Source organism: Curtobacterium flaccumfaciens (assembly GCF_018598405.1).
Lineage (GTDB): Bacteria > Actinomycetota > Actinomycetes > Actinomycetales > Microbacteriaceae > Curtobacterium > Curtobacterium aurantiacum.
Genome location: NZ_JAHEWS010000023.1, coordinates 41,397 through 66,759, shown reverse-complemented (window position 1 = coordinate 66,759; position 25,363 = coordinate 41,397). Strand labels below are relative to the sequence as shown.

Annotated in this window: 25 protein-coding genes and 1 pseudogene; 17 read left to right on the top strand and 9 right to left on the bottom strand. The window is 70.5% G+C overall.

Annotated elements, in window-relative coordinates; translation table 11 throughout:
• Positions 1-119 precede the first annotated feature (119 nt).
• Genes KK097_RS14055 through KK097_RS14045 form a run of 3 tightly spaced genes read left to right on the top strand, consistent with a single transcriptional unit; the run spans position 120 to position 2,776 of the window.
• The gene (locus KK097_RS14055) at positions 120-956 is read left to right on the top strand and encodes a DUF429 domain-containing protein (protein WP_214545243.1); all 837 of its coding nucleotides are present in this window, start codon (positions 120-122) and stop codon (positions 954-956) included.
• Positions 957-965: 9 nt separating this feature from the next.
• The gene (locus KK097_RS14050; protein WP_214530179.1) at positions 966-2,168 is read left to right on the top strand and encodes a glycosyltransferase; all 1,203 of its coding nucleotides are present in this window, start codon (positions 966-968) and stop codon (positions 2,166-2,168) included.
• Positions 2,165-2,776, top strand: a complete 612-nt coding sequence (locus KK097_RS14045) for a uracil-DNA glycosylase family protein (RefSeq protein ID WP_214545242.1) — start codon at positions 2,165-2,167, stop codon at positions 2,774-2,776. The genes KK097_RS14050 and KK097_RS14045 overlap by 4 nt, the downstream gene beginning before the upstream one ends.
• 48 nt (positions 2,777-2,824) lie before the next feature.
• Here the strand turns inward: KK097_RS14045 and KK097_RS14040 are convergent, their stop codons facing one another.
• Positions 2,825-3,253: a DUF6892 domain-containing protein gene (locus KK097_RS14040; protein ID WP_214530177.1), complete on the bottom strand. Its 429-nt coding sequence runs from the start codon at positions 3,251-3,253 to the stop codon at positions 2,825-2,827.
• Between the two features lie 98 nt (positions 3,254-3,351).
• On the opposite strand from KK097_RS14040, the gene KK097_RS14035 reads away from it, so the two are divergent.
• From KK097_RS14035 to KK097_RS14030, 3 genes are all read left to right on the top strand, one after another.
• Positions 3,352-4,806 carry an APC family permease gene (locus tag KK097_RS14035; protein ID WP_214530176.1) on the top strand — a complete coding sequence of 485 codons (1,455 nt, stop codon included), beginning with the start codon at positions 3,352-3,354 and terminating at the stop codon, positions 4,804-4,806.
• On the top strand, positions 4,806-4,934 hold the full coding sequence (locus KK097_RS18470; protein WP_284731031.1) for a hypothetical protein: 129 nt from the start codon (positions 4,806-4,808) through the stop codon (positions 4,932-4,934). Before KK097_RS14035 ends, KK097_RS18470 begins: the two co-directional genes overlap by 1 nt.
• Before the next feature lie 271 nt (positions 4,935-5,205).
• The gene (locus KK097_RS14030; RefSeq protein ID WP_214545241.1) at positions 5,206-5,826 is read left to right on the top strand and encodes a hypothetical protein; all 621 of its coding nucleotides are present in this window, start codon (positions 5,206-5,208) and stop codon (positions 5,824-5,826) included.
• Between the two features lie 4 nt (positions 5,827-5,830).
• On the opposite strand, the gene KK097_RS14025 is transcribed toward KK097_RS14030, so the two are convergent.
• The 3 genes and pseudogenes from KK097_RS14025 to KK097_RS14015 all read right to left on the bottom strand — a co-directional run bounded on the left by KK097_RS14025 (position 5,831) and on the right by KK097_RS14015 (position 7,199).
• On the bottom strand, positions 5,831-6,265 hold the full coding sequence (locus KK097_RS14025; protein ID WP_214530174.1) for a hypothetical protein: 435 nt from the start codon (positions 6,263-6,265) through the stop codon (positions 5,831-5,833).
• A gap of 95 nt (positions 6,266-6,360) precedes the next feature.
• A pseudogene (locus KK097_RS14020) lies at positions 6,361-6,852 on the bottom strand (DUF6264 family protein); the annotation flags it as partial.
• Positions 6,819-7,199, bottom strand: coding sequence for a DoxX family protein (locus KK097_RS14015; protein ID WP_214545239.1), 381 nt, complete (start codon positions 7,197-7,199; stop codon positions 6,819-6,821). The gene KK097_RS14015 and the pseudogene KK097_RS14020, both read right to left, overlap by 34 nt.
• Positions 7,200-7,289: 90 nt before the next feature.
• On the opposite strand from KK097_RS14015, the gene KK097_RS14010 reads away from it, so the two are divergent.
• Complete coding sequence (locus KK097_RS14010) at positions 7,290-7,622, top strand: hypothetical protein (RefSeq protein ID WP_214530171.1); 333 nt, start codon at positions 7,290-7,292, stop codon at positions 7,620-7,622.
• Between the two features lie 93 nt (positions 7,623-7,715).
• Here KK097_RS14010 and KK097_RS14005 read toward each other — a convergent pair whose 3' ends face one another.
• Complete coding sequence (locus tag KK097_RS14005) at positions 7,716-8,216, bottom strand: DUF427 domain-containing protein (protein ID WP_214545238.1); 501 nt, start codon at positions 8,214-8,216, stop codon at positions 7,716-7,718.
• A gap of 186 nt (positions 8,217-8,402) precedes the next feature.
• On the opposite strand from KK097_RS14005, the gene KK097_RS14000 reads away from it, so the two are divergent.
• The gene (locus KK097_RS14000) at positions 8,403-9,821 is read left to right on the top strand and encodes an amino acid permease (RefSeq protein ID WP_214545237.1); all 1,419 of its coding nucleotides are present in this window, start codon (positions 8,403-8,405) and stop codon (positions 9,819-9,821) included.
• A gap of 48 nt (positions 9,822-9,869) precedes the next feature.
• Here the strand turns inward: KK097_RS14000 and KK097_RS13995 are convergent, their stop codons facing one another.
• Positions 9,870-10,877, bottom strand: a complete 1,008-nt coding sequence (locus KK097_RS13995) for an AraC family transcriptional regulator (RefSeq protein WP_214545236.1) — start codon at positions 10,875-10,877, stop codon at positions 9,870-9,872.
• 114 nt (positions 10,878-10,991) lie between these two features.
• Complete coding sequence (locus KK097_RS13990) at positions 10,992-11,189, bottom strand: hypothetical protein (RefSeq protein ID WP_214530165.1); 198 nt, start codon at positions 11,187-11,189, stop codon at positions 10,992-10,994.
• A gap of 122 nt (positions 11,190-11,311) precedes the next feature.
• Here KK097_RS13990 and KK097_RS13985 point away from each other — a divergent pair, with 122 nt between their 5' ends.
• From KK097_RS13985 to KK097_RS13965, 5 genes are all read left to right on the top strand, one after another.
• Positions 11,312-14,758 (top strand): DEAD/DEAH box helicase, encoded by a 3,447-nt coding sequence (locus KK097_RS13985; protein ID WP_214545235.1) that lies wholly within the window; start codon positions 11,312-11,314, stop codon positions 14,756-14,758.
• Between the two features lie 49 nt (positions 14,759-14,807).
• A complete protein-coding gene (locus tag KK097_RS13980; protein ID WP_250896766.1) occupies positions 14,808-15,614 on the top strand; it encodes an HNH endonuclease family protein in 807 nt (268 codons plus the stop codon).
• Positions 15,615-15,690: 76 nt separating this feature from the next.
• Complete coding sequence (locus KK097_RS13975; protein ID WP_214545234.1) at positions 15,691-16,356, top strand: GOLPH3/VPS74 family protein; 666 nt, start codon at positions 15,691-15,693, stop codon at positions 16,354-16,356.
• 156 nt (positions 16,357-16,512) lie between these two features.
• Positions 16,513-17,316: an SDR family oxidoreductase gene (locus KK097_RS13970; protein ID WP_214545233.1), complete on the top strand. Its 804-nt coding sequence runs from the start codon at positions 16,513-16,515 to the stop codon at positions 17,314-17,316.
• Positions 17,317-17,411: 95 nt separating this feature from the next.
• On the top strand, positions 17,412-17,837 hold the full coding sequence (locus KK097_RS13965) for an SseB family protein (protein WP_214545232.1): 426 nt from the start codon (positions 17,412-17,414) through the stop codon (positions 17,835-17,837).
• Positions 17,838-17,869: 32 nt separating this feature from the next.
• Here the strand turns inward: KK097_RS13965 and KK097_RS13960 are convergent, their stop codons facing one another.
• Together KK097_RS13960 and KK097_RS13955 are read right to left on the bottom strand one after the other, a co-directional pair.
• On the bottom strand, positions 17,870-18,724 hold the full coding sequence (locus tag KK097_RS13960) for a nuclease-related domain-containing protein (protein WP_214545231.1): 855 nt from the start codon (positions 18,722-18,724) through the stop codon (positions 17,870-17,872).
• Positions 18,725-18,909: 185 nt separating this feature from the next.
• Complete coding sequence (locus KK097_RS13955; RefSeq protein ID WP_214545230.1) at positions 18,910-22,404, bottom strand: TM0106 family RecB-like putative nuclease; 3,495 nt, start codon at positions 22,402-22,404, stop codon at positions 18,910-18,912.
• Positions 22,405-22,539: 135 nt separating this feature from the next.
• On the opposite strand from KK097_RS13955, the gene KK097_RS13950 reads away from it, so the two are divergent.
• The 4 genes from KK097_RS13950 to KK097_RS13935 are packed head-to-tail and all read left to right on the top strand — an operon-like array spanning position 22,540 to position 25,295.
• The gene (locus KK097_RS13950; protein WP_214530158.1) at positions 22,540-22,794 is read left to right on the top strand and encodes a hypothetical protein; all 255 of its coding nucleotides are present in this window, start codon (positions 22,540-22,542) and stop codon (positions 22,792-22,794) included.
• Between the two features lie 2 nt (positions 22,795-22,796).
• Entirely contained in the window at positions 22,797-23,594 is a 798-nt protein-coding gene (locus KK097_RS13945) for an ABC transporter ATP-binding protein (RefSeq protein WP_250896772.1), read from the top strand.
• Positions 23,581-23,841, top strand: coding sequence for a hypothetical protein (locus KK097_RS13940; RefSeq protein ID WP_146237741.1), 261 nt, complete (start codon positions 23,581-23,583; stop codon positions 23,839-23,841). Before KK097_RS13945 ends, KK097_RS13940 begins: the two co-directional genes overlap by 14 nt.
• Entirely contained in the window at positions 23,838-25,295 is a 1,458-nt protein-coding gene (locus tag KK097_RS13935; RefSeq protein ID WP_214545228.1) for a hypothetical protein, read from the top strand. Before KK097_RS13940 ends, KK097_RS13935 begins: the two co-directional genes overlap by 4 nt.
• The last annotated feature ends 68 nt before the right edge of the window (positions 25,296-25,363 follow it).

Below are 25,363 nucleotides of genomic sequence, written 5' to 3'. Positions count from 1 at the left end.
ACTGACGGCCGCGGCGGTCCGGGCGGCCCGCAAGACACCGGTGTTCACTCGTCGAACACGCGCACGCCGGTGTTCAGCATGCGAAAACCGGTGTTTTGCAGAGCAGGCAGGATGGGCGGGTGAACGCGTACCTCGGCATCGACCTGGCGTGGGGACTCGGCTCCGACCGGAAGGCCGCCAACGAGACCGGGCTGGTCGCGATGGACGACGACGGCACGATCACCGATGCCGGCTGGGCGCGCGGGGTCGACGCCGTGACGGACTGGATCGCCCAGCACCTGGGGCCTCGTTCCCTCATCGCTGTGGACGCCTCGCTCGTCGTGACCAACCCGACGGGCATCCGCGAATCCGAGCGGCAGGTCGGGCAGCGGTACGGCCGGTGGAAGGTCGCGGCGAACCCGACGAACCAGGCCTCCGCGGCGAGCGCCGGCTCAGCGCTGCTCGACCGGCTGACCGCGCTCGGCGTCGGGTACGTCTCGGACACGGACTCGATGCGGGCCCGCACCGGACCGGCGACGTTCGAGTGCTACCCCTACACGACGCTGGTCGGGGTGGAGGAGCTCGGCTACGACGTCGAACGCCCCCGGTACAAGCGGCTCGACCTCCGGATCCCCGCCACCGAGGCCCGCGCCCGTCGCACCGAGGCCTTCGACGAGCTGGTCCGGCGGCTGCGCGAGACCCCGCTGGACCCGCCGCTGCTGCTCGACTCGCACCCGCTGACGCGGCGGCTCGCCGACCCGTCGGTGCTGCACGGTCCGACGCACAAGCACCGCGAAGACCTGCTCGACGGCGCCCTGTGCGCATGGACGGCGGCGCTCTGGGAGCGGCACGGCGACGACCGCGTGCAGATCCTGGGAGGCGATCCGAGCCTCCCCACCGACCCGTTGGACGAGGCGGGCCGCCGGCCCGTCGTGGTGGCGCCCGCGCGCCCGTCGCAGCGGAGGCCGCGCGGCTAGGGTTGAGCGGTGAGCACGACGACCGAACCCCTGCACATCGGGCTGGTGTCGCTGCACACCTCCCCCGGAGACGAACCCGGCTCGGGCGAGGTCGGCGGCATGAACGTCGTCGTCCGTCACCAGGCCGAGGCGCTGGCCGACCTGGGCCACCACGTCGACATCATCACGCGCCGTTCTGCCCCGACGCAGCCGGACTCGGTGTCGCTCGTGCCGGGTGTGTGCCTGCGGTTCCTGTCCGCGGGTCCGGCCGAGCCGGTGCCGAAGGGTGAGCACGACGCCTTCATCGAGCCGTTCCGCCGCGAGCTGGAGCAGCTCGGGCCGTTCGACGTCCTGCACTCCCACCACTGGTTCTCCGGCGCCGCTGCGCTGCCCGTCGCCCGTGAGCGCGGGATCCCTCACGTGCAGTCGTTCCACTCGATCGCCGCCGACCCCGAGACGCCGCTGTCCGAGGGCGAGCGCCCCGAGTCAGCCGGCCGCATCGCCGGCGAGGAGCTGCTGGCGCGCGAGTCCGACGCCGTCGTCGTGGTGTCCGAGGCCGAAGCCTCGACCGTGCGCACACGCCTGGGCGGCGACGACGCCCGCATCTGGATCGTGCCGCCGGGGGTCGACGGGTCCGTCTTCCGCCCCGCCGGGGTCGGTGCGCGCCGCGCCGCCACCCCCTACGTCGTCGCGGCGGCGCGCGTGCAGCCACTCAAGGGCCTGGACCTGGCGATCGAGGCGATCGCCGGCATCAGCCTGGAGGCCCGCCCCACGTTGGTCATCGCGGGGGACGCCTCCAGTGAGGCGGGCGACTACGTGGACGAACTGCGTCGGCTCGCCGCCGCGCGGGGCATCGCCGACCGCGTCACCTTCATCGGTCCGCAGTCGCGTGCCGACCTGGCGTTCCTGTTCCGTGGCGCGGCAGCCGTGCTCGTGCCGTCCCACTCGGAGACGTACGGGCTCGTCGCGCTGGAGGGCTCCGCTTCCGGGGTGCCGGTCGTGGCCGCCGCTGCCGGAGGCCTCCGCGAAGCCGTGGTCGACGGGGAGACGGGCGTCGTGCTCGAGTCCCGCGACCCGCACGACTGGGCGGCGGAGATCGAGCGGATCCTGACGGACGCTCCGTACGCGACTGCCCTCGCCGCTGCCGGCCGGGAGCACGCGGAGCGCCTGAGCTGGGAGCGGTCGGCCGCGGGGCTCGAGGACGTGTACCGCCGGGTGCTCGGCCGCTCGTGAACGGGTCGAGCGACCGGTTCGCCGCGTTCTGGGCTGCGCTCGACGCCGTCCCCGTGGAGCCGGACGCCGAGGCGCTGTACGACGTCGGGTCGGCCGAGGGGAGACTCCGACGCGAGAACCTGGCGCGCTACCTGGCCGCCGTCGGTCCCCGGGCGGACATGTTGCTCGTCGCCGAGGCGCCCGGGTGGCGTGGCATGACGAACACGGGCATCCCGTTCACGAGCATGCGGGAGCTCGGATCGGAGTCCCTCGTCCCGCCGGAGCCGACCGCGCCGTGGGAGGCGTCATCCCGCGTCGTGCACGCCGCGCTGGAGGGCTGGCGCGGCGCCATCCCGGTGGCGTGGGCGATCTTCCCGCACCACCCGTTCGTCGCGCCGGACCGGCTGACGAACCGCACGCCCCGCCCTGCCGAGGTCCGCTCGGGAGCGCCGGTCGCCCTCGCCCTGTTGGATGCCCTGGGCGGCGTCGACCGGGTCCGGGTCGTCGCCGTGGGTCGCAAGGCGCAGGGAGCGCTCGCGCTGGCGGGCATCGAGGCCGTCGCCGTCCGGCATCCCGCGCAGGGCGGTGCGAAGCAGTTCACCGAGCAGCTACGGGCGCTGGACCACTAGCCTGCCGGTCCGCCGTCGAATGGTCGGCTGGTCGGCTGGTCGGCCCGCTCAGGCGGAGCGGACCTCGACACCCTTGGTCGCCAACCGGTCGGTGACGTGGGCGGGCAGTGGCGCTGCCGCGTAGACGGTGCGGAGTTCCGGTAGGTCGAGCAGATCGTCCCAGTTCTGCGGGTCGAAGCGGTCGTCGGAGCCGTCCCAACCGGGGTGCACGTCCTGCAGCACCTCGAGGTCGGAGTCGACGGTGATCTCCGTGACGAGCGACAGGTGCGACGGCAGGAGGTCGAGGTCGTCGTAGTACGCGCGCGCCCGGTCGTCCTGCCCGTCGACGTCGAGGTCCTCGTCGGTCTCGTCCTCGGCGTCCGGGTCGTAGGGGTCGAGGACGTCGAGGTCGTAGCAGAGGACATCGAGCACCAGGAGCTTCGCGTTGAAGTCCGCGAACTCGATGGGCTCCTCGGTGGTGTTCGACTGCTGGTCCATGGCCCGGAGCGTATCCGTCGCCGAGCGACCGTGTTGCGATCGCGAGAAACCTTCCTGTGGGACTGGACAGCAAGGCATCTCGCGCGCAAGGGTGACGCATGGCCACCACCAACACGGACCGCCCACAGCAGGAGCAGCACGAGCTCCGCCGGGTCATCGGTCCCAAGCTCCTGTTGCTGTTCATCATCGGCGACATCCTCGGTACGGGTGTCTACGCGCTCACCGGTCAGGTCGCGGCCGAGGTCGGCGGGGCAGCGTGGCTCCCCTTCCTCATCGCGTTCGCGGTCGCACTGCTGACGGCGTTCTCGTACCTCGAGCTCGTGACGAAGTACCCGCAGACCGCCGGTGCCGCGCTGTACGTGCACAAGGCGTTCGGCATCCACTTCGTCACCTTCATCGTCACCTTCATCGTGATGTGCTCGGGGATCACGTCGGCGTCGACGGCTTCGCGGGCGTTCGCGGCGAACCTCGGCGCGGGCTTCGGCATCGAACTGCCGAACGGCGTGGTGATGCTCATCGCCATGGGCTTCATGCTCGCGGTGATGCTCATCAACTTCCGCGGCGTGAGCGAGAGCGTCAAGACGAACGTCGTGCTGACGCTCGTCGAGCTGTCCGGTCTCGTGATGGTGATCCTGATCGGCTTCTGGGCGATCGCGGGCGGCAACGCGGACTTCTCGCGCGTCGTGATGTTCGAGACACCCGAGGACAAGTCCCTGCTGCTGTCGATCAGCACGGCGACGTCGTTGGCGTTCTTCGCGATGGTCGGGTTCGAGGACTCGGTGAACATGGCCGAGGAGACGAAGGACCCCTCGCGCATCTTCCCCAAGATCATGCTCACCGGCATCGGCATCACCGCCGTCATCTACGTGCTCGTGTCGATCTGTGCCGTCGCCGTGGTGCCGATCGGTGAGCTAGCCGGCAACGAGACCCCGCTCGTGACCGTCGTGCAGACGGCGGCGCCGGACTTCCCGATCGCCGACCTGCTGCCCTTCATCTCGATGTTCGCCGTCGCCAACACCGCCCTGATCAACATGATGATGGCGTCACGCCTGCTCTACGGCATGAGCAAGCAGGGCGTGCTACCGGGCTTCCTGTCCCGCATCTCCCCCGCACGCCGCACCCCGTCGAACGCGATCGTCTTCACCACACTCATCTCGCTCGTGCTGATCGGGTGGGTCTCGCTCGACCCGGAGTCGCCCATCGTCGTCGTGCTCGGTGGCACCACCTCGCTGTTGCTGCTGACGGTGTTCGCGGTCGTCAACGTGACCGTGCTCGTGCTGCGCCGCGACAAGGTCGACCACAAGCACTTCCGTGCCGGCGTCATCATCCCGGTCATCGGCATCGTCACGTGCCTGTGGCTCGTGCTGCCGTTCTCGTCCGGACGTGACCCGCAGCAGTACCAGATCGCCGGCGCTCTGCTGGCCCTGGGCGTGCTGCTCTGGGTCCTGACCTGGTTCACCCACGGGCGGAAGCAGGCCGAGAAGGCCCCCACCGGACTCGTGACGGAGCCGACGAAGGTGCAGCGCCCGCCGCACGACCGCCGCGACAGCTGATGGACGCCTCGAGCGTCATCTGGACCCTCGTCGTCGCCGTGATCGCCGCACTGTCCCTGTCCGCCGGGGGCTGGCGCCTGCGCCCGGGTCGGCGCCGGGGCCGACAGGACGGTCGCCGCGACAGGTGATCGCCTTGCACGGATGACCCGTGACGGTTCTGGTTCGCGAAGTCCCCGCTTCGTGAACCAGAACCGTCACTCGTCGTCGGGGATGCACCTTCCCCGCCGCGAGCAACCGGCGGCGAACCGCGAACCGTGAACCGTGAACCGTGAACCGTGAACCGCTGAGCGTGCGATCACGGCGGGCCGCCGCACGCTTCCCAGCGGGCACCCGTACGCTCGTGCTGCTCTTCCCGCTCCGCCCGCCCAGCACCCGCCCAGCCCGTCGAGAGGTCCCGTCATGCACCGCGTCGGCATCACCCTCGCCTCGGTGTTCGGCGCCGGGATCGTGGCGGTCGGCATCGGCGTCGTCGTCCTCGTGGTGATCGCGGTGAACTCCATCGCCGGCATCGCGAAGTCGAGCGCCGCGACCCCGACTCCCGCGTGTCCGGCCGTGGCCTCGAAGACGATCGGCGGGATGGTCGTACCGGCCGGCCCCGTCGGCGGCTTCTGCCAGGACCGCCTGGTGAACGCCGCGCACGTGATCGAAGCCGCCCGGGCACTCGGCATCGGCCCGCACACGCAGGCCGTCGGCGTGATGACCGCGATCGGCGAGTCGAGCCTGGTGAACCTGGACCACGGGGACGCCGCGGGCCCGGACAGCCGCGGCCTGTTCCAGCAGCGCGACAACGGCGCCTGGGGCACGTACGAGCAGCGGATGGACCCGTACACGGCCGCGTCGATGTTCTACGCGAAGCTCGTGAAGGTGCCGGGCTGGAAGACGATGACCCCGACGCAGATGGCGCACGCCGTGCAGATCAACTCGGACCCGGACCACTACGCGAAGTCGTGGCCACAGGCGAAGGCGATCGTCGAGGAGCTCACCGGCCAGGCCGTGCCGGACACCGCCCCGCAGGGCTGACCGCTCACGAGGCCACCGCCTGCGTTTCCTCGTCGAACTCGACGATCGCGGCGCCCCCGCTGTGCACGACGACCTGCGCGCGGAGCCGGACCGACTGCTCGTCGAGGGCGCAGGCGCAGGCGTCGACCCACTCCCAGTCGACCGGGTGGAGCCGGTCGGCACCGGGCCGTTCCCACACGAGCACCACGTCGGCGGCTCCGAGCTGCGCCACGATGTCCGCGATCAGGGCCGCGAAGTCGTCGACGTGCTCGTCCGGCGAGTACGGCAGGTCGGCGATCGGCAGCAGGAACGGGATCGAGATCCCGCGGTCGTCGAGGAACAGCACCCAGCACTGGCGGCGGAGCGGCCGTTCGACCACGGCTTCGACGAGCTGGACGACGTCGTCGTCGGTACGGACGGGTTCACGGATGAGGCGGGCGAGCATGTCGGTGTCAGGCATGACTCCAGCGTGGCGACCAGACCACCGCCACCGAGGCGAACCCCGGCTTCTGTGGACAGCTACTCGAACGACACAGGCTGTGGAGGAACGAGCCGTCAGATGCCGCGCATCACGGAGCTATCGACGAGCAACAGCGACGCGAAGAACACCGCGACGACCGCCGCCATGCCGACGAGCACCACCGGCCAGGTCAGCCGCCGACGCACGAGCCGCAGCACGCAGACCGCGATCGTCGCGACGAGCACCCCCGCGACGAGGATTGGCCCCACGACGACCACCGAGTCCCCCAGCGTCTCGTTGCAGGTGTTGCCCGGCGCCGCGCACGACACGAACGCGAGCGACATGAGCTTGATGCCCCAACCCGCTGCCAGCGCCTCGACCGTGAGCAGCACGAGCAGGGCGGTGGAGGCGACCACGTCGGCGACGCGGCTGCGCCCGGCCAAGGGGTGGCGGGCCTCCCGACCGAAGCGTGCCGGGCCGGACCCGAGCGGATCGAGCCCCGCCCCGGCACCGGGCCCGGGTGCCGGACCGGTCTGCCGCGCGGGCGCGCCCATCAGGCGCGCCGGCCGCGCGTCGACCAGAGAGCGAGCGCGATGAGGATGGGCTGACCGAACAGGCGGACGAAGCGCTTCTCGTCGCTGTCCAGGCCGAAGGCGTCGCGGCGGTTGACCCACTGCGACAGGTTGCCGGGGAAGATCACCGTGAAGAACAGGGCCGCGACCGTGCCGACGACGCGGCGGGCCCGCTTCGGGGCGAGCACCAGGGCCGAGCCGAGCGTGATCTCCGCGACACCGGACGCGAGCACCGTCGTGTCGTCGTCGAGGGGCACGAAGTCGGGGACCTGGGCCGTGAACTCCCCGCGCGCGACGGTGAGGTGGCTCGTGCCCGCGACGACGAGGACCAGGCCGAGCAGGACGCGGAAGACGGAACGCATGCCCCCATGGTGCCCGTTCTGACCGACGCCTGCCCGCGTTGCGCGGCCTGGACGCGCACGAAGCGAGGTTCACTCGCTACATTCAGACCCATGGGAGCAGTCGCTCGGGACCACGAACCGCCGGCAGCCCCGGCGACGTTCGCGGTGTTGCTCGGACCGGTCGCGTTCTACCTCGGCATCATCGTGCCCGCGCAGTCGACCACCCGGCACGTGCTGCTCGGTGCGGTGTTCGGGCTCGTGTGCGTGCTGAGCGGGTGGCGGGCGATCCGGATCGCCGGCCGTCGTCGTGCGGTGCGGGTGTGGTCGTGGATCGGCATCGTGATCGGCGGCGCCGGACTCGTCATGCTCGTGTGGCAGGTGCTCGTGATCGTGACCGGCGGCGCGTTCCCACCGCCGTTCTGGTCGCCGTACGCCAACCGCTGACGCGGTCCGGTCTGGAGGCCCGGGTCGGGTCCGCCCCGCCGCGCACGACCCTGGTCGGTCCGACTCGGAGCCACCCGGCGTCGCGACGCCGGGTCACCAGCCGAGCGTGCCGGGCGCTCCCTTGAACGGGCCGACGACGTCCGCCGTGATCCAGCCGCCGTAGAAGTCGCCGTCCTGCGCCTGGACTCGTTCGCCGCCGACCTCGCAGGAGTCCATCGCGGACGGGTAGATCGCGACGCGTTCCCGCAGCGACCCGTAGCCGGGAACGGGCGTCGGGTAGTTCCAGGCGGCACGGCTCGCGACCGTGCCGTCACCGCCCACGACGTCGAAGTAACGCGCGAGTCCCTTGAACTCGCACATGCTCGAGCCGGACGCCGCGACGAGCGCCCCCTCGGCGAGGTCGGCCATCGGCAGGTAGTAGACCGGCGGGTGCGAGGTCTCGAGCACGCGGACGGCGTCGGTCGTGTCGGCGACGACCGTGCCGCCGAGACGGACGACGACGCGGGCGGTGACCGGCTCGACGGCGGGCGGGCGGGGGTAGTCCCAGACGGATTCCTGGCCGGGGCCGGGCTCGGTCCTGTTCGGGTGGCGCATGCTCCAGGTCTACGCGGGCTGCCTGCGGTCCGGCCGCGTGCGTGGGGCGGTGGCGGGGCGCGTTCGTGCGCGTCGGGCTGTTCTTTCGCGCTCAGCGACAGTTCACGGGCTCGGCGGCGCGAGAAGTGTCGCCCAGCGCGAAACCTCGCGCGTGCGCGGAATCGCCTCCGGGTGCACCATGGGCGGGTGACGACGACGACGACGACACGCACCCTGTTCCGACGGAAGCCCATCGAGACGATCGATGACGAGGCCGGGGGCGAGGGCGGCCTGAAACGACACCTCGGCCTGTGGCAGCTCACCGCGATCGGCATCGGCGGCATCATCGGCGCCGGTATCTTCACCCTCGCCGGCACCGTGGCGAACGGTGTCGCCGGCCCCGCGGTCCTGATCAGCTTCCTCGTCGCCGGGGTCGCGAGTGCCGCCGCAGCGCTGTCGTACGCCGAGTTCGCCGGGCTCATCCCGAAGGCGGGCAGCGCGTACACGTACGGCTACGCGGTGCTCGGCGAGATCGTCGGGTGGTTCATCGGCTGGGACCTGCTGCTCGAGTACACGGCGATCGTGGCGGTGGTCGCGATCGGCATCTCCGGCTACGTCGGGTTCCTGGTCGGCCAGTTCGGCATCGACCTGCCCGCGTGGATGCTCGGCGCCCCGGGCACCGGTGACGGCCACGTGATCGACGTCTTCGCGATCGCGCTGTGCCTGCTCACCGCGTTCGTGCTCACCCGCGGCATCCGGAGCGCCGCCCGGTTCGAGTTCGTCGCCGTCGGCATCAAGGTGGCGCTCGTCGTGCTCATCGTCGTGCTCGGCGTGTTCCACATCAACAGCGCCAACTACTCCCCGTACTTCCCGTTCGGCTTCGGCGGCGTGATGACCGGTGCCGCGACCGTGTTCTTCGCCGTGTTCGGCTACGACGCCATGTCCACCGCCGCCGAGGAGTCCACCGATGCCCGCAAGCACATGCCGAAGGCGATCCTGCTGTCCCTCGGCATCTCGATGGTGCTGTACGTCCTGGCGACCCTCGTGCTCACGGGGATGCAGGACTACAAGGACATCGACCCGGCGTCGGGCTTCTCGTCGGCGTTCGCGTCGGTCGGGCTCGGCGGTGTCGCGAACATCATCGCGATCGGCGCCATCGTCGGCATCGTCACGGTGCTCGTCACGTTCATGCTCGGCGCCTCGCGCGTCTGGTTCTCGATGAGCCGCGACGGCCTGATGCCGAAGTGGTTCGCGAAGACCGACCCGAAGCGCCACGTCCCGACCCGGGTCACGTGGATCCTCGGCATCGCGTCGGCGGTCCTGGCCGGTGTGCTGCCGATCGGCGTGGTCGCGGAGCTGACGAACATCGGCATCCTGCTCGCGTTCGTGGTCGTCTGCGGCGCCGTGATCGTGCTGCGCTACCGGCAGCCCGAGCTCGACCGGCAGTTCCGGCTGCCGTTCATGCCGGTGATCCCGATCATCGGCGTCATCGCGTCGCTGTGGCTCGTGACGTTCCTGCAGTGGGAGACGTGGGTGCGGTTCGGGATCTGGTTCGCGATCGGCCTCGTCGTGTACTTCGCGTACTCGCGGAAGCACAGCAAGCTGGCCGAGCCGGCGAAGCGCTGACGCCGCGGCGACGCCGGTCGGGCCGGATCAGGCCTGCCGGTCCGGCACTCAGCGCCGCAACGTCTCCCGCGGGTACTCCCCGAACCGGCTCGCGTACACCGAGGCGAACCGCCCCATGTGCGCGAACCCCCACCGTCGGGCGACGTCGGCCACCGAAGTGGCCTGCGGGTCGAGGATCCGCAGTTCCTCGTGCACCCGCCCGAGCCGCACCTCGCGCAGGTACGTCATCGGCGAGCGCTCGAACGCCCGTTGGAACGACTCCTGGATCCCGCGGATGCTGAGACCGGCGGCCTGCGCGATGTCGGCGACGGTGAGCGGCTGGTGGGCGTGCGCCTGGATGAACTCGACCGCGGCCCGCAGTCGTCCGTCGCTCCGGGTGCCGTAGCCGGCGGGGAACCGCTCGGCCTGCAGCGGGTACATCCGGAACAGTGCTCGGGCGACGTCACGCTGGGCCTCGTGCCAGGCGAGGGACCCCTCGCCCTCCTCGCGCAGGGCCCGCAGCGCTCCCGAGACGGCGGTCCGCCACAGGCCGACTGCGGCGGGGTCGGGCGCTGCGGCGGTGTCGAACGCCATGGTGCCGTCGACGAGGTGGTTCTCGGCGGCGACGTCGAGCACGAGGTCGCGTCGGAGGTGCACCAGGCGCTGGTCCCAGTCCTGGTACTCCACCTCGAACCGGCGCTCGACGGGGAACATCGTCGGCATGCCGGGCTGCATGCGGACCTCGTCACGGCCGACGTCGACGCGTGCCTCACCGCGTTCGAGCCACTGGACGACGACCTCGCCCTCGGTGGCGACGTCGCCCCGCAGGTACCCGTGCATCTGGGAACGGCGGATGCTCAGCCGGTCGTCACCGACGCCGACGTACTTGAACCAGTAGTCCTGGTCGAGCGCCCGGGAGTACCAGGCCTTGCCCGCGTACATGCCGGCGAGCGAGCTGATGGCGTCGTCGGTGTCGTTGCCTGCGACGGCGACGAGCGAGCGGGGCGGAGCGGGACGTGCGGCAGGCTCGGAACCCGGAGCAGGCGGCTGCGACCGGGACTCGGTCGTGTCGGTCATCGGAACACCTCTCTCTCCTGGAGCAGAGCGGTGGATCACGTCCGGACGGCGCCGACCTGCCCTCTCACGCTAGGGAGCAGTGGGTGGTCGTACAACCAGGTTGCGCTCTGCGGCCTAACGGCCGGACCAGCGGACCCAGCCGTGCACCTGCGCGGCTGCGCTCTCGAACGACGAGTGCCCACCGGTCAGCGAGTGGTCGGGGGAATCGACGTTGTACGTGTCGGTCCGGGTGATGTCGCACACGACCTCGGCGTCGAGCCACCCGTTCCAGTGGTCGGCGGAGTCGCGTACCCACCGCAGTCGGTCCGGCATGCGTTTCCAATCGGTTCGGTGGACCGCAGTCGTCGCGATCCGAGTTGGACGGTAGTCCTGTCAGATGTCCGGCGCACAGGGTGGCGGCGTGGATCGTCGGTGGCGACTGGCACGATGGTCCCGTGCCTGCTGCCCCGATGATCGACGCCGTCGACGTCATCCGCTTCGTCGGGCCGCAGACCTTCGGCCGCGCACGCGACGTCGTCCGCGCCGGCCTGGTCGACGACGCCACCTGGCACGACGACGACGGCACGGTCACCGCGGTCGTGTCCGGCACCGCCGACGACCCGTACGAACTCCGCGTTGACACCACGCCGGCGCGCGGCGACTTCGTCCGCCCGGTCCGCAGCACCTGCAGCTGCCCCCTCGGCGGGGACTGCAAGCACGTCGCGGCCGCGCTCCTCACCATCAACGCCCGTGCCCTCGCCGCGAACGCCGGCCCACGTCCGGAAGCGCCGGCTCCGCCGCCGTCTGACTGGAGGCACGACCTCGCCCGCCTCGCCGGTGACGACGAGCGGGCTCCCACCTCGCAGGGCACGCGGATGGGCCTGCAGTTCGAGTTGCGTGACGCGGTCCCCGCCAAGCTCGCCTCCCGCGCCCGTGCCGCCGGCCGCGCCCTGCCCGCGCCGTCCCGCAGCGTGCGGCTCGGGGTCCGTCCGGTGACCCGCAGCGACGCCGGCAACTGGGTGCGCGGGCAGCTGACCTGGGGCACGCTCCCCTACTCGCAGAACCGGCTCGGCGTCGGTGCCGAGCAGCACGCCTGGTTCCTGCAGCTCGCCGCCCTGCACCGCGCCGGGCAGCTCGCCGGGCTGCCGGGTGAGAGCGACTGGCTGCACCTCGACGACTTCCGGAGCCCCCTGCTCTGGCCGCTCCTGCAGCAGGCCGCGGCGCTCGACATCGCGTTCGTCACCGGCAAGCGCGAGAGCGGTGCGGTCCTCGGCGCGCAGGCGCAGGTGCTGCTCGACGTCGCCCGGCACGACGACGCCGTGGTGATCGGCGCGAGTGCCGTGCTCGACGGTCGGCCCGTGGTGCCCGGTGCGGCGCGGATGATCGGCGACCACGGCGTCTACGTGTTCCGCGAGAGCCCGGAGTTCACGGTCGCCGTCGCACCGACCCCGGCGCCGGTGCCCGAGGACCAGCGACGGATGCTCGTCGAGGGCACCCGGATCACCGTGCCCACCGCCGAGGTCGACGAGTTCCTGGCCGACTGGTCGCCCCGGTTGCGCGGCGCCCTCGGCCTGGTCAGCTCCGACGGCTCGGTGGAGCTGCCCGAGCGCACCCCGCCCGAGCTCGTCCTGACCGCGACGTTCGAGCCGGCCCGGGCGCCGCGCACCGACGACCGCGTGCACCTGCACTGGCGCTGGCACGTCGACGGCCGGAAGGACCCGGTGTCCCTGCACGGCCCGCTCCCCGACCTGTCCGCGCTCCGTGCCGCCGACGATCCGGCCGGCACCGACGAGCAGGCCAGCAACGCCGACGCATCCGTGGCGGAACCGACCACGGCGGTGGAGCCGACCACCGCGAGGACGCCGGCCGACGACGCGACGCAGGCCGGGCCTCCCGTCCGCCCTGCCGGACCCGGTGGCGGACTGGACTGGTTCCAGGACGGCACCATCGACGGAGCCGACGTCGCGGTGTTCGCGAACGAGTTCCTGCCCGAGCTGCCGTCGCTCGGCGTCCGCACCCTCGTGCAGGGCGAGCGGCTCGACTACGAGCGGTTGAGCGGGCGGCCGCACATCCGTGTCACGACGATGCCGTCGGACAAGCACGACTGGTTCGACCTCGGCATCATCGTCAGCGTCAACGGCAAGCAGATCCCCTTCACGCCGCTGCTCACCGCGCTCGCTGGTCGGCAGCGACGGCTCAAGCTCGTCGACAACTCGTACCTGTCGCTGGCCGACCCCGCGTTCGACCGGCTCAAGGAGCTCATCGACGAGGCCCGCGACCTGGACGAGTGGGAGCCCGACCAGCCGATCGCCGTCACGCCCCTGCACGCCGGGCTGTGGTCGGAGTTCGACCTGCTGGCCGACGAGACCTCGCACGACGAACGCTGGCAGGCCATCGCCTCCGGGCTGCTCGGGGCGACTCCTCCGGGTGACGTCCCCGTGCCGGACACCGTCCACGCCGACCTGCGGCCGTACCAGCACGCCGGGTACGCGTGGCTGTCGTTCCTGGTGACGCACGGCATCGGCGGGGTGCTCGCCGACGACATGGGCCTCGGCAAGACGCTGCAGGTGCTTGCGATGGTCGCCGCCCGTCGCGCCGCGGAGCCCGCCGCTCCCCCGTTCCTGGTCGTCGCACCGACGTCGGTCGTCGGCAACTGGGCCGCCGAGGCGGCCAAGTTCGTGCCGTCGCTGCGGGTCGCGACGGTGACCTCGACGTCGTTGAAGGACCCGGGGCTCGTCGCGCGGACCGCCGCCGCGTCGGACGTCGTCGTCACCTCGTACGCGCTGCTGCGGCTCGACGCCCGCGCCTGGACCGACCTGCCGTGGTCGGCCCTCGTGCTCGACGAGGCACAGTTCGTGAAGAACCCGCAGTCCCAGACCCACCGCGTCGCGTCGGAGCTGCAGGCACCGGTCAAGTTCGCGATCACCGGCACCCCGCTCGAGAACGGGCTGACCGACCTGTGGGCACTGTTCCACATCGTCGCGCCCGGGCTGCTGTCCACCTGGACCCGGTTCGGCGACGACTACGTGAAGCCGCTCGCCTCGCCCGAGCTCCGCGGCGAGGCCCGCCAGGAGCTCACCGCGCGACTGCGTCGACGGATCCGGCCGCTCATGCTCCGGCGCACGAAGGAAGCCGTCGCCGCCGACCTGCCCCCGAAGCAAGAACAGGTCGTCCGGGTCACGCTCGACCCCGCGCACCGCGAGCTGTACGAGCGCACCCTGAACCGGGAGCGGTTGAAGGTCCTCGACCTGATCGACGACCTGTCCAAGAACCGGATGATCGTGTTCCGGTCGCTGACGCTGCTGCGGATGCTCGCGCTGTCGCCGGCGCTGGTGTCGTCCGGGGTGTCCGGGTCGGCGTCGTCGGACTCGTCCCTGTCGCCGGCGACGCCGATCCCCTCCGCCAAGCTCGACCTGCTGCTCGACGAACTCGAACAGCTCGCCGCCGAGGGCCGCCGCGCCCTGGTGTTCAGTCAGTTCACCTCATTCCTGCGGATGGTCTCGGATGCCCTCGACGCCCGGGGCATCGGCTACGAGTACCTCGACGGTTCCACCCGCAAGCGCCCGGAGGTCATCGAGCGCTTCCGGCAGGGCACCGCCCCGGCGTTCCTCATCTCGTTGAAGGCCGGCGGGTTCGGGCTCACCCTGACCGAGGCGGACACCGTGTTCGTGCTCGACCCGTGGTGGAACCCCGCCGCCGAGTCCCAGGCCGTTGACCGCACGCACCGCATCGGGCAGACCCGGTCGGTGAGCGTCCAGCGGTTCATCGCCGAGGACACCATCGAGGAGAAGGTCCTCGCCCTCGCCGCCCGCAAGGCCGAGCTGTTCGCCACGATGATCGACGACGACGCCCTGTTCGCCGACGACCTGACCGCGGACGACATCCGCTCCCTGCTGACCTGAGCCGCACCCGCACCACCGTTCCGCCCCGCACCACCTGGAGTCCCACCGCATGACGTCCCGCCGACGCCGCAGCCACATCACCCTGACCTCCGTCATCGTCGTCCTGGCCCTCGCCGTCGGCGGCTACGCCCTCGACGCGACCGGCCTCCTCGGCCCGGACGCCGACGCCGCGGGTCCGTCCGCTGCGGGCACGACCGCTGCGGACGGTCCCACGGCCGTGGAGACGACCACGATCGGACCGCAGCAGGCGTCGTCGGGGGCGACCCCCGCCTCCAGTCCGACCGTCAGCCGCGGAACCGACGCCGACGCGGTCCGTGCGCGCAGCCAGCTCGCCGACCTGCCCGTCAAGGGCAAGGCGGCCGGCACCGGCTACGACCGCACGGGAGACTTCGGCAGCGCCTGGCTCGACGTCGACCACAACGGCTGTGACACGCGGAACGACGTCCTCGCCCGCGACCTCGCCGACATCACCCGCGAGGGCCGCTGCAGGGTCCTCACCGGCACCCTCGTCTCGCCGTACACCGGTGCGACGGTGGACTTCGTGCGCGGCAACACGACCTCGACGCTCGTGCAGATCGACCACGTCGTCGCGCTCGAGAACGCCTGGCGCACCGGAGCCCAGCGCCTCACCGAGACCGAGCGGCAGGCACTGGCGAACGACCCGGTGAACCTGTTCGCCGTCGACGGGCGGTCGAACTCGCAGAAGGGTTCCGGCGACGCGGCGACCTGGCTGCCCGCGAACAAGGCGTTCCGCTGCACCTACGTCGAGCACCAGGTCACGGTGAAGGCGAAGTACCGCCTGTGGGTCGCTCCGGCGGAGCGGGACGCGATGGTGCGGGTGCTGGACGCCTGCTGACGTCGGGCGGTCCGGTGCCGCTGAGTGTCAGCCTGGAGGCGCGGCGCACCTCCGCCCCGCGTGGAAGGCTGCGGACATGGCTGAGCAACTCACGGTTCCGCAGGCGTTCGCGCTCCTCCAGGTCGAGCCCGACGGGCGCCACGCGCTCGACGGGCAGACGCTCGACACCGGTCTCGCTGGCGCCGTGCTCGCCGACCTCGCCCTGCGCGGTGCGGTCTCGCTGCAGGACGGGCTCGTCACCGTCGTGGACGGTGCCGCCACCGGTGACCCTGTGCACGACGGCGTGGTCGGTTCGATCGCCGCGTCGGGTGCGCCCCGCAAGGCGAAGTGGTGGGTGAGCCGGCTCGGCAAGCGCCAACTCCGCGACGACGTGCTCGCCGGACTGGTGGCGGACGGGGTCCTCAGCGTCGAGCAGGGCAAGGTCCTCGGGATCTTCCCCACCACGAAGCACGCGGAGCGCGACGGCGCCCCGGAGTCCCTGCTGCGGTCGGGCATCGCCGACGTCTTGGCACGCCGGGCGGTTCCGACTCCGTTCTCCGCCGCGGTCATCGGGCTGCTCGATGCGACGAACACCCTGCGAAAGCAGTTCGGCGCCGTCGACAAGGACCTGGTCAAGGAGATCACCTCGGGCACCTGGGCGAGTCCCGCGGTGAAGGCGGTGCTCGAGGAGATCGAGGCCGCGACGATGGTCGTGATCATGGCGGCGACGATGGCAACGACGACGTCGATCGTGACGAGCTGAGCCCGGCAGCGCGATGGGGTGCCTGGACGCATGCTGTCTCCACGGTTAAACGACAGGTGTAGTCTAGGTTTCTCGATGCAGATGCATCGATCGGACTCGCTGCCCCACCGCGGACCCCGAGCCCTTCACCGTCGAAGACCTCAGGAGGCCTCCCCCATGCCCGAAACCAGCACCGGCACCACCCGCTTCGCCGACCGCGTCGTCCTCATCACCGGCGGCGGCTCCGGCCTCGGCCGCGCGACCGCCGTCCGCCTGGCCGCAGAGGGCGCTGCGCTCTCCCTGGTCGACGTCTCCGAGCAGGGACTCGAGGCGACGAAGACCGCCGTGCTCGAGGCAACCCCGGACGCGCAGGTCCTGACGACCCTCGCCGACGTGTCCGACGAGGCCCAGGTCGACGCCTACGTCACCGCCACGACCGAGCGCTTCGGCCGCATCGACGGCTTCTTCAACAACGCCGGCATCGAGGGCAAGCAGAACCCCACCGAGTCCTTCACCGCTGCCGAGTTCGACCGCGTCGTGTCGATCAACCTCCGCGGCGTGTTCCTCGGCCTCGAGAAGGTGCTCAAGGTCATGCGCGAGCAGGGCTCCGGCATGGTCGTGAACACCGCGAGCGTCGGCGGCATCCGCGGCATCGGCAACCAGTCCGGGTACGCGGCCGCCAAGCACGGCGTCGTCGGGCTCACCCGCAACTCGGCCGTCGAGTACGGCCGCTACGGCATCCGCATCAACGCCATCGCCCCCGGAGCCATCTGGACGCCGATGGTCGAGAACTCGATGAAGCAGCTCGACGCGGAGAACCCGCGCAAGGCCGCCGAGGAGTTCATCCAGGTCAACCCGACGAAGCGCTACGGCGAGGCTCCCGAGATCGCCGCCGTCGTCGCCTTCCTGCTGTCCGACGACGCGTCCTACGTCAACGCGACGGTCGTCCCGATCGACGGCGGGCAGTCGGCCGCGTACTGAGTCCGTCACCTCCGACGCCCGGCGCACGTCCACGTGCGCTGGGCGTCGACCTGGAGGCGCGGCTCGGCCCCGCCGTGTCCGCCGACCGTGACAGCATGGCTGGTGTGAGCAACGACGAGACGAACGGATCAGCCTTCGGCCGAGGCGTCGACAAGACCCCGCCGACCGCTGCCGCCGAACTCCGCCGCCGGATGGCGGCCTCGCCCGCGGGCTTCCTGCGCAGCGCGGCGTGGGTCCCCTGGAAGCCTGCGGGCAGTCCGGAGGCCGGCAGCGTCGCCCACGTCATGATCCGGGACAAGCCGTTCGTGCCCGTCTTCACCGACCCGGGCGAACTCGCCGCCGGCCTGCCCGACGCCGAGGGGCGTCCGGTGCCGATGTCCGAGCTCGTGTCCGCGCTCCCCGAGGAGTTCGGCATCGTGGTCGACCCCACGAGCGCGGCCGAGGCGAACTTCCTGCACGCCGACGTCCTCGCCCAGATGCGGGTGCAGATGCAGAGCGGCGTCTCGACCAGCGACGACTGACGCGCTCGGTCCGCGGCTCGGAGCGATCGCCCTCAGGACGCCATCGCCGTGGCAGCGACCGCCCACCAGTACCCGAGCAGGCCGCCCGCCGGAACGGCCAGGACCGCGAGGACCCGGGCGCGACGCATGAGGCTCCGGCGAGAGCTGGCGGCGGCGATGTCCCGTTCGAGTCGTTCGAAGCGTTGGACCTGGCGGAGTGTGTCGTTGATGACGACGGCGTCAACGTGCCACGTGCCCCGTTCCTCCGCCAGCATCGACAGGAAGCGCACGGCTTCGTCGGAGTGTGCACGTGGGAGACCGCGGATCCAGCTCCCCACGCGCTCGGGCTCGAGGATCACGGCTGCCGGCTGCTTCGTGCCGAACCGGAGCTCGGCGGCCGCGACCACCAGGATCGGCTGCACGAGGATCGGACCGCCCGCTGCCGCCGACAGCAGTGCAGTGGCGCGCTCCCCCTCGGCCAGCGCTCGGTGCATGTGCGGCGTCCGCTGGCCGTTCACCATCAGCGTGCGTCCGCCCGCCCAGACCGCGTGACCGGAGTGGTTCTTCGTGTTGATCGAGAAGACGCCCGTCGGACCGACCACCACGTGATCGATGTCCGTGCTGCCCTTCCCGATCGGGACGGCGTGCAGGACCGTGAAGTCCGGGCCGAGTTCCTCGAGCTGTGCGGCGACCTGCCGCTCGCCGATGGCTCCCTTGAACCACGAACGGGCTTCGGGCCGCAGCGGGTCGTGACCCCAGAACCGCTGCCAGCCGGTCCGCGCCGGAGCTTCGGCCTGGATCGCAAGACACTGCTGCATCACGGCGTACCCGGGCTTGCGGGCGCGGAGTGTCAGCGGGGCGGTCCCCTTCGGGCTCGGCCGGTCCGTGGTGATCGTGTGTTCCCCCATGCCTCCACCGTTCCAGGACGACGGCGGGTCCGGCCAGCCCCTCGTTCTGGCGTCACGACGTGGCGGGTGGGCCCAAGGTCTCGCGCGGTTGACGGTTCTGGTTCACGATGCTCGGGGTTCGTGAACCGGAACCGTCATGCATCCGCAACTGTCGAGCCTCCCGCGCAGCGGTGTCCCCCGCGGGGTCAGCGAGCCGGTTCGACCAGCTCGACAAAGCGGGACAACAGGGACAGGCCCGCGATCGACGGGGGCAGCCCTGTGGTCAGCGCCGGCGAGTGCACGAGGTACGCCGCCCACTTCGCCCGCGAGATCGCCACGTTCAACCGGTTCGGCATGAGCAGGAAGTCGAGGCCGCGCGGGATGTCCGCCGCACTCGACGCCGCCAGGGACACGATCGACACGACGGCCTCGCGGCCCTGGAACAGGTCGACGGTGCCGACCTGAGTGCCGGTGAAGCCAGCGCGGTCGAGCTCCTGCCGGATCAGTGCCCCCTGTGCGTTGTACGGCGCCACCACGATGACGTCCTCGTCGGTCAGCGCACGGGTGTCGGAATCGTCGGTCCAGGTGCGACCGACGACGTCACCGACGAGGGCGACGACGCGGGCGGCCTCCTGAGCAGAGGACGTCGTGTTGCCCGCGTGGACGACCGGCACGGGGTGCACACCCGCGTCGATGCCGTCGAGGTGCCGCCCGGAGACCATCGAGGCCAGCTGCCCGTCGTAGGACAGGGCCGAGACGGACTCGGTCAGCGCGGGCTCCATGCGGCGGGTGCGGGCGAGGAAGTACCCGAACTCGGGCGGCAAGACGTGCTGTCCGTCAGCGAGCCAGCCGAGCGCGGACTCGTCGACGGGCTCGGGGTGCGAGCCCTGCGACACCTGGGGCAGCTGCTGGGGGTCCCCGAGCAGCAGGAGCCGGGTCGCGGCGACGGACGACGCGATGGTCGGGGCGAGGGAGAACTGCCCTGCCTCGTCGACCACGAGCAGGTCGAGGGAACGGCGCTCGATCGTCAACTCGTTCGCGAACGTCCAGGCCGTGCCACCGACGACACCGCCGGTGCCCGAGGCCTCGCACGAGGACAGGAACGCGGCGACCGCGGCACCGTTCTTCACCAGGGTCCAGGCTGCGGCGTCGAGCTCGTCCTCGGCCGCGCCGGACTTCGGCACCTTCACGACCCGGTCCGCGGGGACGCCGGCGTTCACGACCGAGGCCAGGAAGTTCTCCGACGTTGCGTGCGACTGGCCGACGACCCCGACGCGCCAGCCGTACTCGCGGACGAGCCGAGCGACGACGTTCGAGCCGACGTAGGTCTTGCCCGTGCCGGGAGGGCCCTGGATCGCCAGGTACGACCGGTCGAGGTCGAGCAGGGTCGACACCACGGCCGACACCGTGTCGTCGGCCTGCACCGGGACGATCGGGCCACGTGGGGGCACCCGTCGCAGCAGGTCGAGCGCAGGATCAGGCAGCATCGCCGGCAGCTCGTCGAGAACGGCCTGGCCCCACCACGCGATCGCCTCGGGCTGCGGCTTCGCGCGGGGCGGTGCCGACGGGGCGAGGGCCACCGGGAACTCGTGGTGCGGTTCGCCACCGACGGGCAGTCCCTCTTTCACGAGGACCTCGACGGCATCGCCGTTGTCCCGGACGTCCACGATCACGGCGCGCGACGACGCGCCCTTCGATCCGGGGCCCGGAGAGGCGACGGATGGCGGAAGTGGGTCGTCGTAGACCAGGTGGGGCGTGCCTCCCGGCCGGAGCCGCGAGCCGGGCGCGAGCGTCCCCGACAACCGGAGTTCCCGCGACTGCGAGCGGGCACGCGGCAGCGTGTCCCAGTCGCGCTCGACGGACGCACGCTCCACGACCAGGACGTCACGCGTGTCGGCCCAGTCGTCGACCGGGTTCCGCAGGCGGTCGAAGTGGTCCTGCCAGAAGGTCTTGGCCTCACGGCGGTGGTAGTCGATCGCCGCTGCGGCGAGCGCCAACGCGGTCTGGTCAGGGGTGCGGTCGAGGGCGTCGACGTCCTCGAGCTGCGCGGCCAGGGCGACGTACACCGGGTTCGGCTCGCGCTCGACGGGGATCGGCGGGACCTCGAGCTCGAGCGACGGGTCGGCCGCGTCGGGGTCGTCGGTGCGGAGCGAGCGGAGCCAGTCGCGCAGGCGCAGGGTCGAGCGGCAGTCGTAGGCGTTGTAGTCGGCGACCTGGTCGAGCATCCGCTGCCCCTCGGCGGCGTCGCCGTTCCGGAGTTCCTCGATCGCGTCGACGTAAGCGGTGATGCTGTCCGCAGCGTTCGTGACGTCGCTCTCGCGCAGGTCCGACCCCATGTACAGCGGCTCGAGCTTCTTGATGGAGTAGCTGTGGCTGCCGACGACCAGGGCCTTGCGGACGATCGGGTACAGGTCGACCAGGACCCCGGCGCGCAGCAGGTCATCGACGGCCTCTTCACCCACCCCGTGCCGGGCGGCGAGCGACAGCAGGTGCGTCCGCTCGTAGGCCGCGTAGTGGTAGATGTGCATGCCCGGGTACTGCTGCCGCCGGGCCTCGATGAACGCGAGGAACTGCTCCAGCGCACCTCGCTCGTCGCGGATGGTGTGCGCCCAGAACGCGGTGAACTCGGCGCGGTCGTCGACCAGGCCGAACAGGTAGTCGAGGCCCCAGTGCACGCCGTCCTCGGTGTGCAGCGGGTCGCCCTCGAAGTCGAAGAACACGTCGCCCGGGTCGGGTGCCGGGATCGCGTCGAGCGCGCGGGCGTCGAGGACCTCGAAGCGCGGCCTCACGGGCTGACCCGGCCCGTCGGCGCCCTTCCGTCGGGCGTCTTCCGATTCGATCTGGAGGCTCGCCTGCCGTACCAGCCGATCCTGCGTCGCGCGGGACAAGCCCGGTACTGCCCGGGTGCGGATCGCCAGGTCGTCGATCGTCCGCACCTCGTGCTTGATCAGCTTGGCCCGTTGGTCCAGGCGCATGCCCGCGACGAGGACGAGGTCGCGGTGCTCGGCGACCTGGGTCGAGCACACGGCGCATCGGCCACACGAGGAGTAGCGCGGGTCACCCCACTGCAGTGACTCGTCGGCAGCGATGCGCTCGGCGATGACCCGCTGCAGCTCGGCGCGCTGCGTGCGGTACACCGGCGCGATGTCGGCGAGGTCGTGTGTGGTCGTCGTCCGGTCGCCGAGCACCAGGTGCACCTGCTGCCCGGTGGGGATGCCGTGCGCCTGCATCTGCTCGGCGTAGGCGGCGAGCTGCAGCAGGGCGCTGATCTTGGCGTGGCGGGCGAGCTTGGTGTCGTAGACCTCGTACTCGCCGCGGTCGTTGCGGATGATGAAGTCCGCGAAGCCGATGAACCCGGGGGCGTCGGCCGTCGGCGCTGTGTGGAACGTCGCTTGGTAGAGCACGTCGGCACCGTCGGCGAAGGCCTGTCGTGCTTCGGCTGCGGCGCGTGCGTAGTCCGGTGGGGCGGGGCGGTCGAACTCGACGACGGCGCGGGTCTGCTTGAGGATGTCGAGGTAGTCGAGCTCGTGCTGGTCCCCCAGCCGAGCCGTGCGCTCGAGCATGTCGTCGTGCGTGTCGGGCAGGGCTTCCCCGTGACCGAGCTTGGCGTCGAGGCGGCGCAGGAACGCCCACTCGCATGCGGACCACGTGCTCAGGTCACTCGGGCTGAGCAGCACGTGCCCGTCGACGCCGATCTGCATGCGCTCCCCCTTGCTCTCCGGTGCGCTGAAAGCCTAGGGGCGGCGTCAGACAACGGCACGGGTTCCTCGAATTGGTGTTGACATACTAGATTCCATCGGTGATACGTTAACGCTCGACCAGAAAGGGGATGGTTCATGTCGAACCTCGTGCTCAACGGAGCGCTCTATTCACAATCGGCGATCACCGACGGAGTCGAATCGATGCGTGATCGACTCGCTCTCAAACAGGACCGAGTCGTTGTGCTCGTGCTCATCGCGATCGCACTATTGCTCGCGGTCGGCCTCATCACCGCGTGGTGGATCACCTGCCAGAACAAGGGCATGTACCCGGCAATGGACATGCCGTCCTTCAGCGCCGGCGGCACATGGAAGGTGTACTGCCGAAAGTGAACATGCACGAGGAGCACGTGAATCCTGTCCTGGAGGTGATCGGAGTCGACAAGTCGTACAGCGGGCGCCCTGCACTGGTCGACTTCTCGATGACCATCGTCCCCGGAAGCATTCACGGGCTCCTCGGCTCGAACGGTTCCGGGAAGAGCACAGCCTTGCACGTGATCACGGGCATCATCGACCCGGACCGCGGATCAGTCCTTCACCATGGCGTGACGGTCAGCCAAGCCGTCGCTCGGATGCGGTTCGGTTTCGCACCCGATGATCTCCCGCTTCCCCAGTCTTTGACGGGCCGCGAGTACCTGCGCCTGCATGATTCACTCCGTCGCCGCGATGACTCGTCCCGAGCAATGTCCCTCGCACGTGTCCTCCAGGTACGAAACGCACTCGCAAAGCCGATCTCCTCGTACTCCCACGGCATGAAGCGAAAGCTTCAATTGGTGTGTGCGCTCGCGCACAGTCCCTCGCTCCTCATCCTCGACGAACCGTTCAGGGGGTTGGACCCGGACACAGCGCAAGTCCTCCAAGAATGCCTTTCCTTGTTCACCGCGGCAGGCGGAGCGGTCCTCATGGCGACGCATGACTTGTTGCGCGCCGAGACGCATTGTGAGGCCATAACCATGCTGCACAACGGAGCAATTGTTGCTTCGGGTCGCACCCGGGAGATCGTTTCCAGCCATGGCTCGGTCGGCCAATGCTTCTCTGCGCGGATCAGCAGCGCTTCGTCGATGGCTACACGCGCCGACCGGCTCCGCGCCTTGTTCACCCCCGACGATAAGGAAATTCATGAAGACCGCTAGCGTGACGTTCATCGGGCTCGTGCTCGGCATCGCTATCACTTTCCTTGCGATCGCTGCCACGATCGCCACCTCAGCCGTCAGTGGGACACCCGCTGAGATTCCGTTCGTGTTTTCGGCCACAGTCGGCACGGAGAACGGGCTGCCATCGGTTGAGTTCACGCCGAACGGGTTGGGGCTTCTCGTGACGGTCGTTCTCATCACCGTCGGCTACGCCGCCCTGCGCCTTCGCGCTCGCCCCCACCCGTGAGCCAGACCATCACGGTCGCGCGCGCCACCGCGTTGGTCTGGATGTCAGAACTCGCTGGAGCCTTCAACGTCTCACGTCTGCGAGTCCTCCTCTGCGCCGCGTTCACCGTCGCGGGCATCCTTGCACTCGGACTTGTCCTCGGGTTGACGACAGTCTCGACGTTGAGCAGCCAAGTGCCGGCACCGATCGCAGCGTTCATGGTGGAGACCGCGGCGAGTGGTGCTTTGCTGAGCGCGGCGCTGGTGACGGTCGTCCTCGCGCTCACTGCCCCAGCGGGCTCGGCCCTCGACCACCTTCTGTGCCTCCTACCGGTGACGAACAGCGCTCGAGCAATCGGCAGATCGCTTCCACTGACCGTGCTCACCACAATCGGCTCGACGGCGCTGTGCGTCCCGGCGATGCTCGTGGCAGGTCGTGTTCTCGACCTCATCGAGGCGACGCGATACGTGGTCGCGCTTCTCGCAGGCGTCGCTCTCGTTGAAGCGCTCGCCCAAGGCCTGCTGCACGCAGTAGGGAGCTTGATGCAGTCTTGGCTCCGAACACCCTTCGCCGTCTCGTCGACGATCAGTGGCGCAGTGACGATCGGCGCTGCGCTCGTCGCTTTCGGCCCCGGCGTCGTCGTGCCCTCGGGTTTGGCTCCCGATGACGCGCCCGCATTCTCCCTCCCAAGGCTGATCAGCGATGTCGCGACCAGCCGGAGGCCTGATCTGGCGTGGCCGGTCTTCGTGAGCTACTTCGTCGTGACGATTGTGTTCGTCTGGGCAGTCAGCAAGATCTCGACTTCGAAGGCGGTCCCGTCTGCGTTCGCGCTTCTCCCTGCCGATCGGATACTCCGTGGACCGCAGGGGCCTTTCCTCTCCCAGCTCCTGGTGATGATTCGTGCGCCGCAGACTTCCCTCGCGATTGCTGGCGCAATCTGCTTGTTGGCGACAACGGCCTGGGCGCTCCCGCCGAGCGTTCCAGCAGAGGTACGCGACGGCTTGGCCATGGCGGTTCCTTCGGCGGGATGCGCTCTCGTCCTCTTCGGCCCGGGGCGCGTCCTGCCATGGGCTTGGACCGGCACCGCGCTCGGTCGTCGCCGTACGTGGTGGTTCGCGCCCGTTGCAGTGGCGCACGTCGTCGCCGCTGCCCTCGCCTGGACAGGCCTGAGCGGCGCAGCCCTCCTCCTGGGCGTCGTCCAATTCGACGAGCTCCCGGGGATGGTCTTCCGTGCGACGCTGCTCTTCCTGTCAGCGGCACTCGCTGGCGCCCTCGTCCCGTGGAGCGACACGCAGCCCATGTCAGGCAGCGTCGGCCTGATGCTGACGACCGTGCTGTACCTGGGATGCAGCTCCCTCATCTCCTATCTGGATCAGCTCGCTGGACCATTGAAGGTGCTCGGAAGTATCTGCTGTATCTGCCTGCTGGTAGCAGGGTCGGTGACCACGTGCATCCGACTGACCTCGTCCCGATGATCTCCCGACTGCTGCCACCGTGCTGTAGTCCGGAGGGCCCTGCCGTTCGATGTGAAGAGTTCGCACTG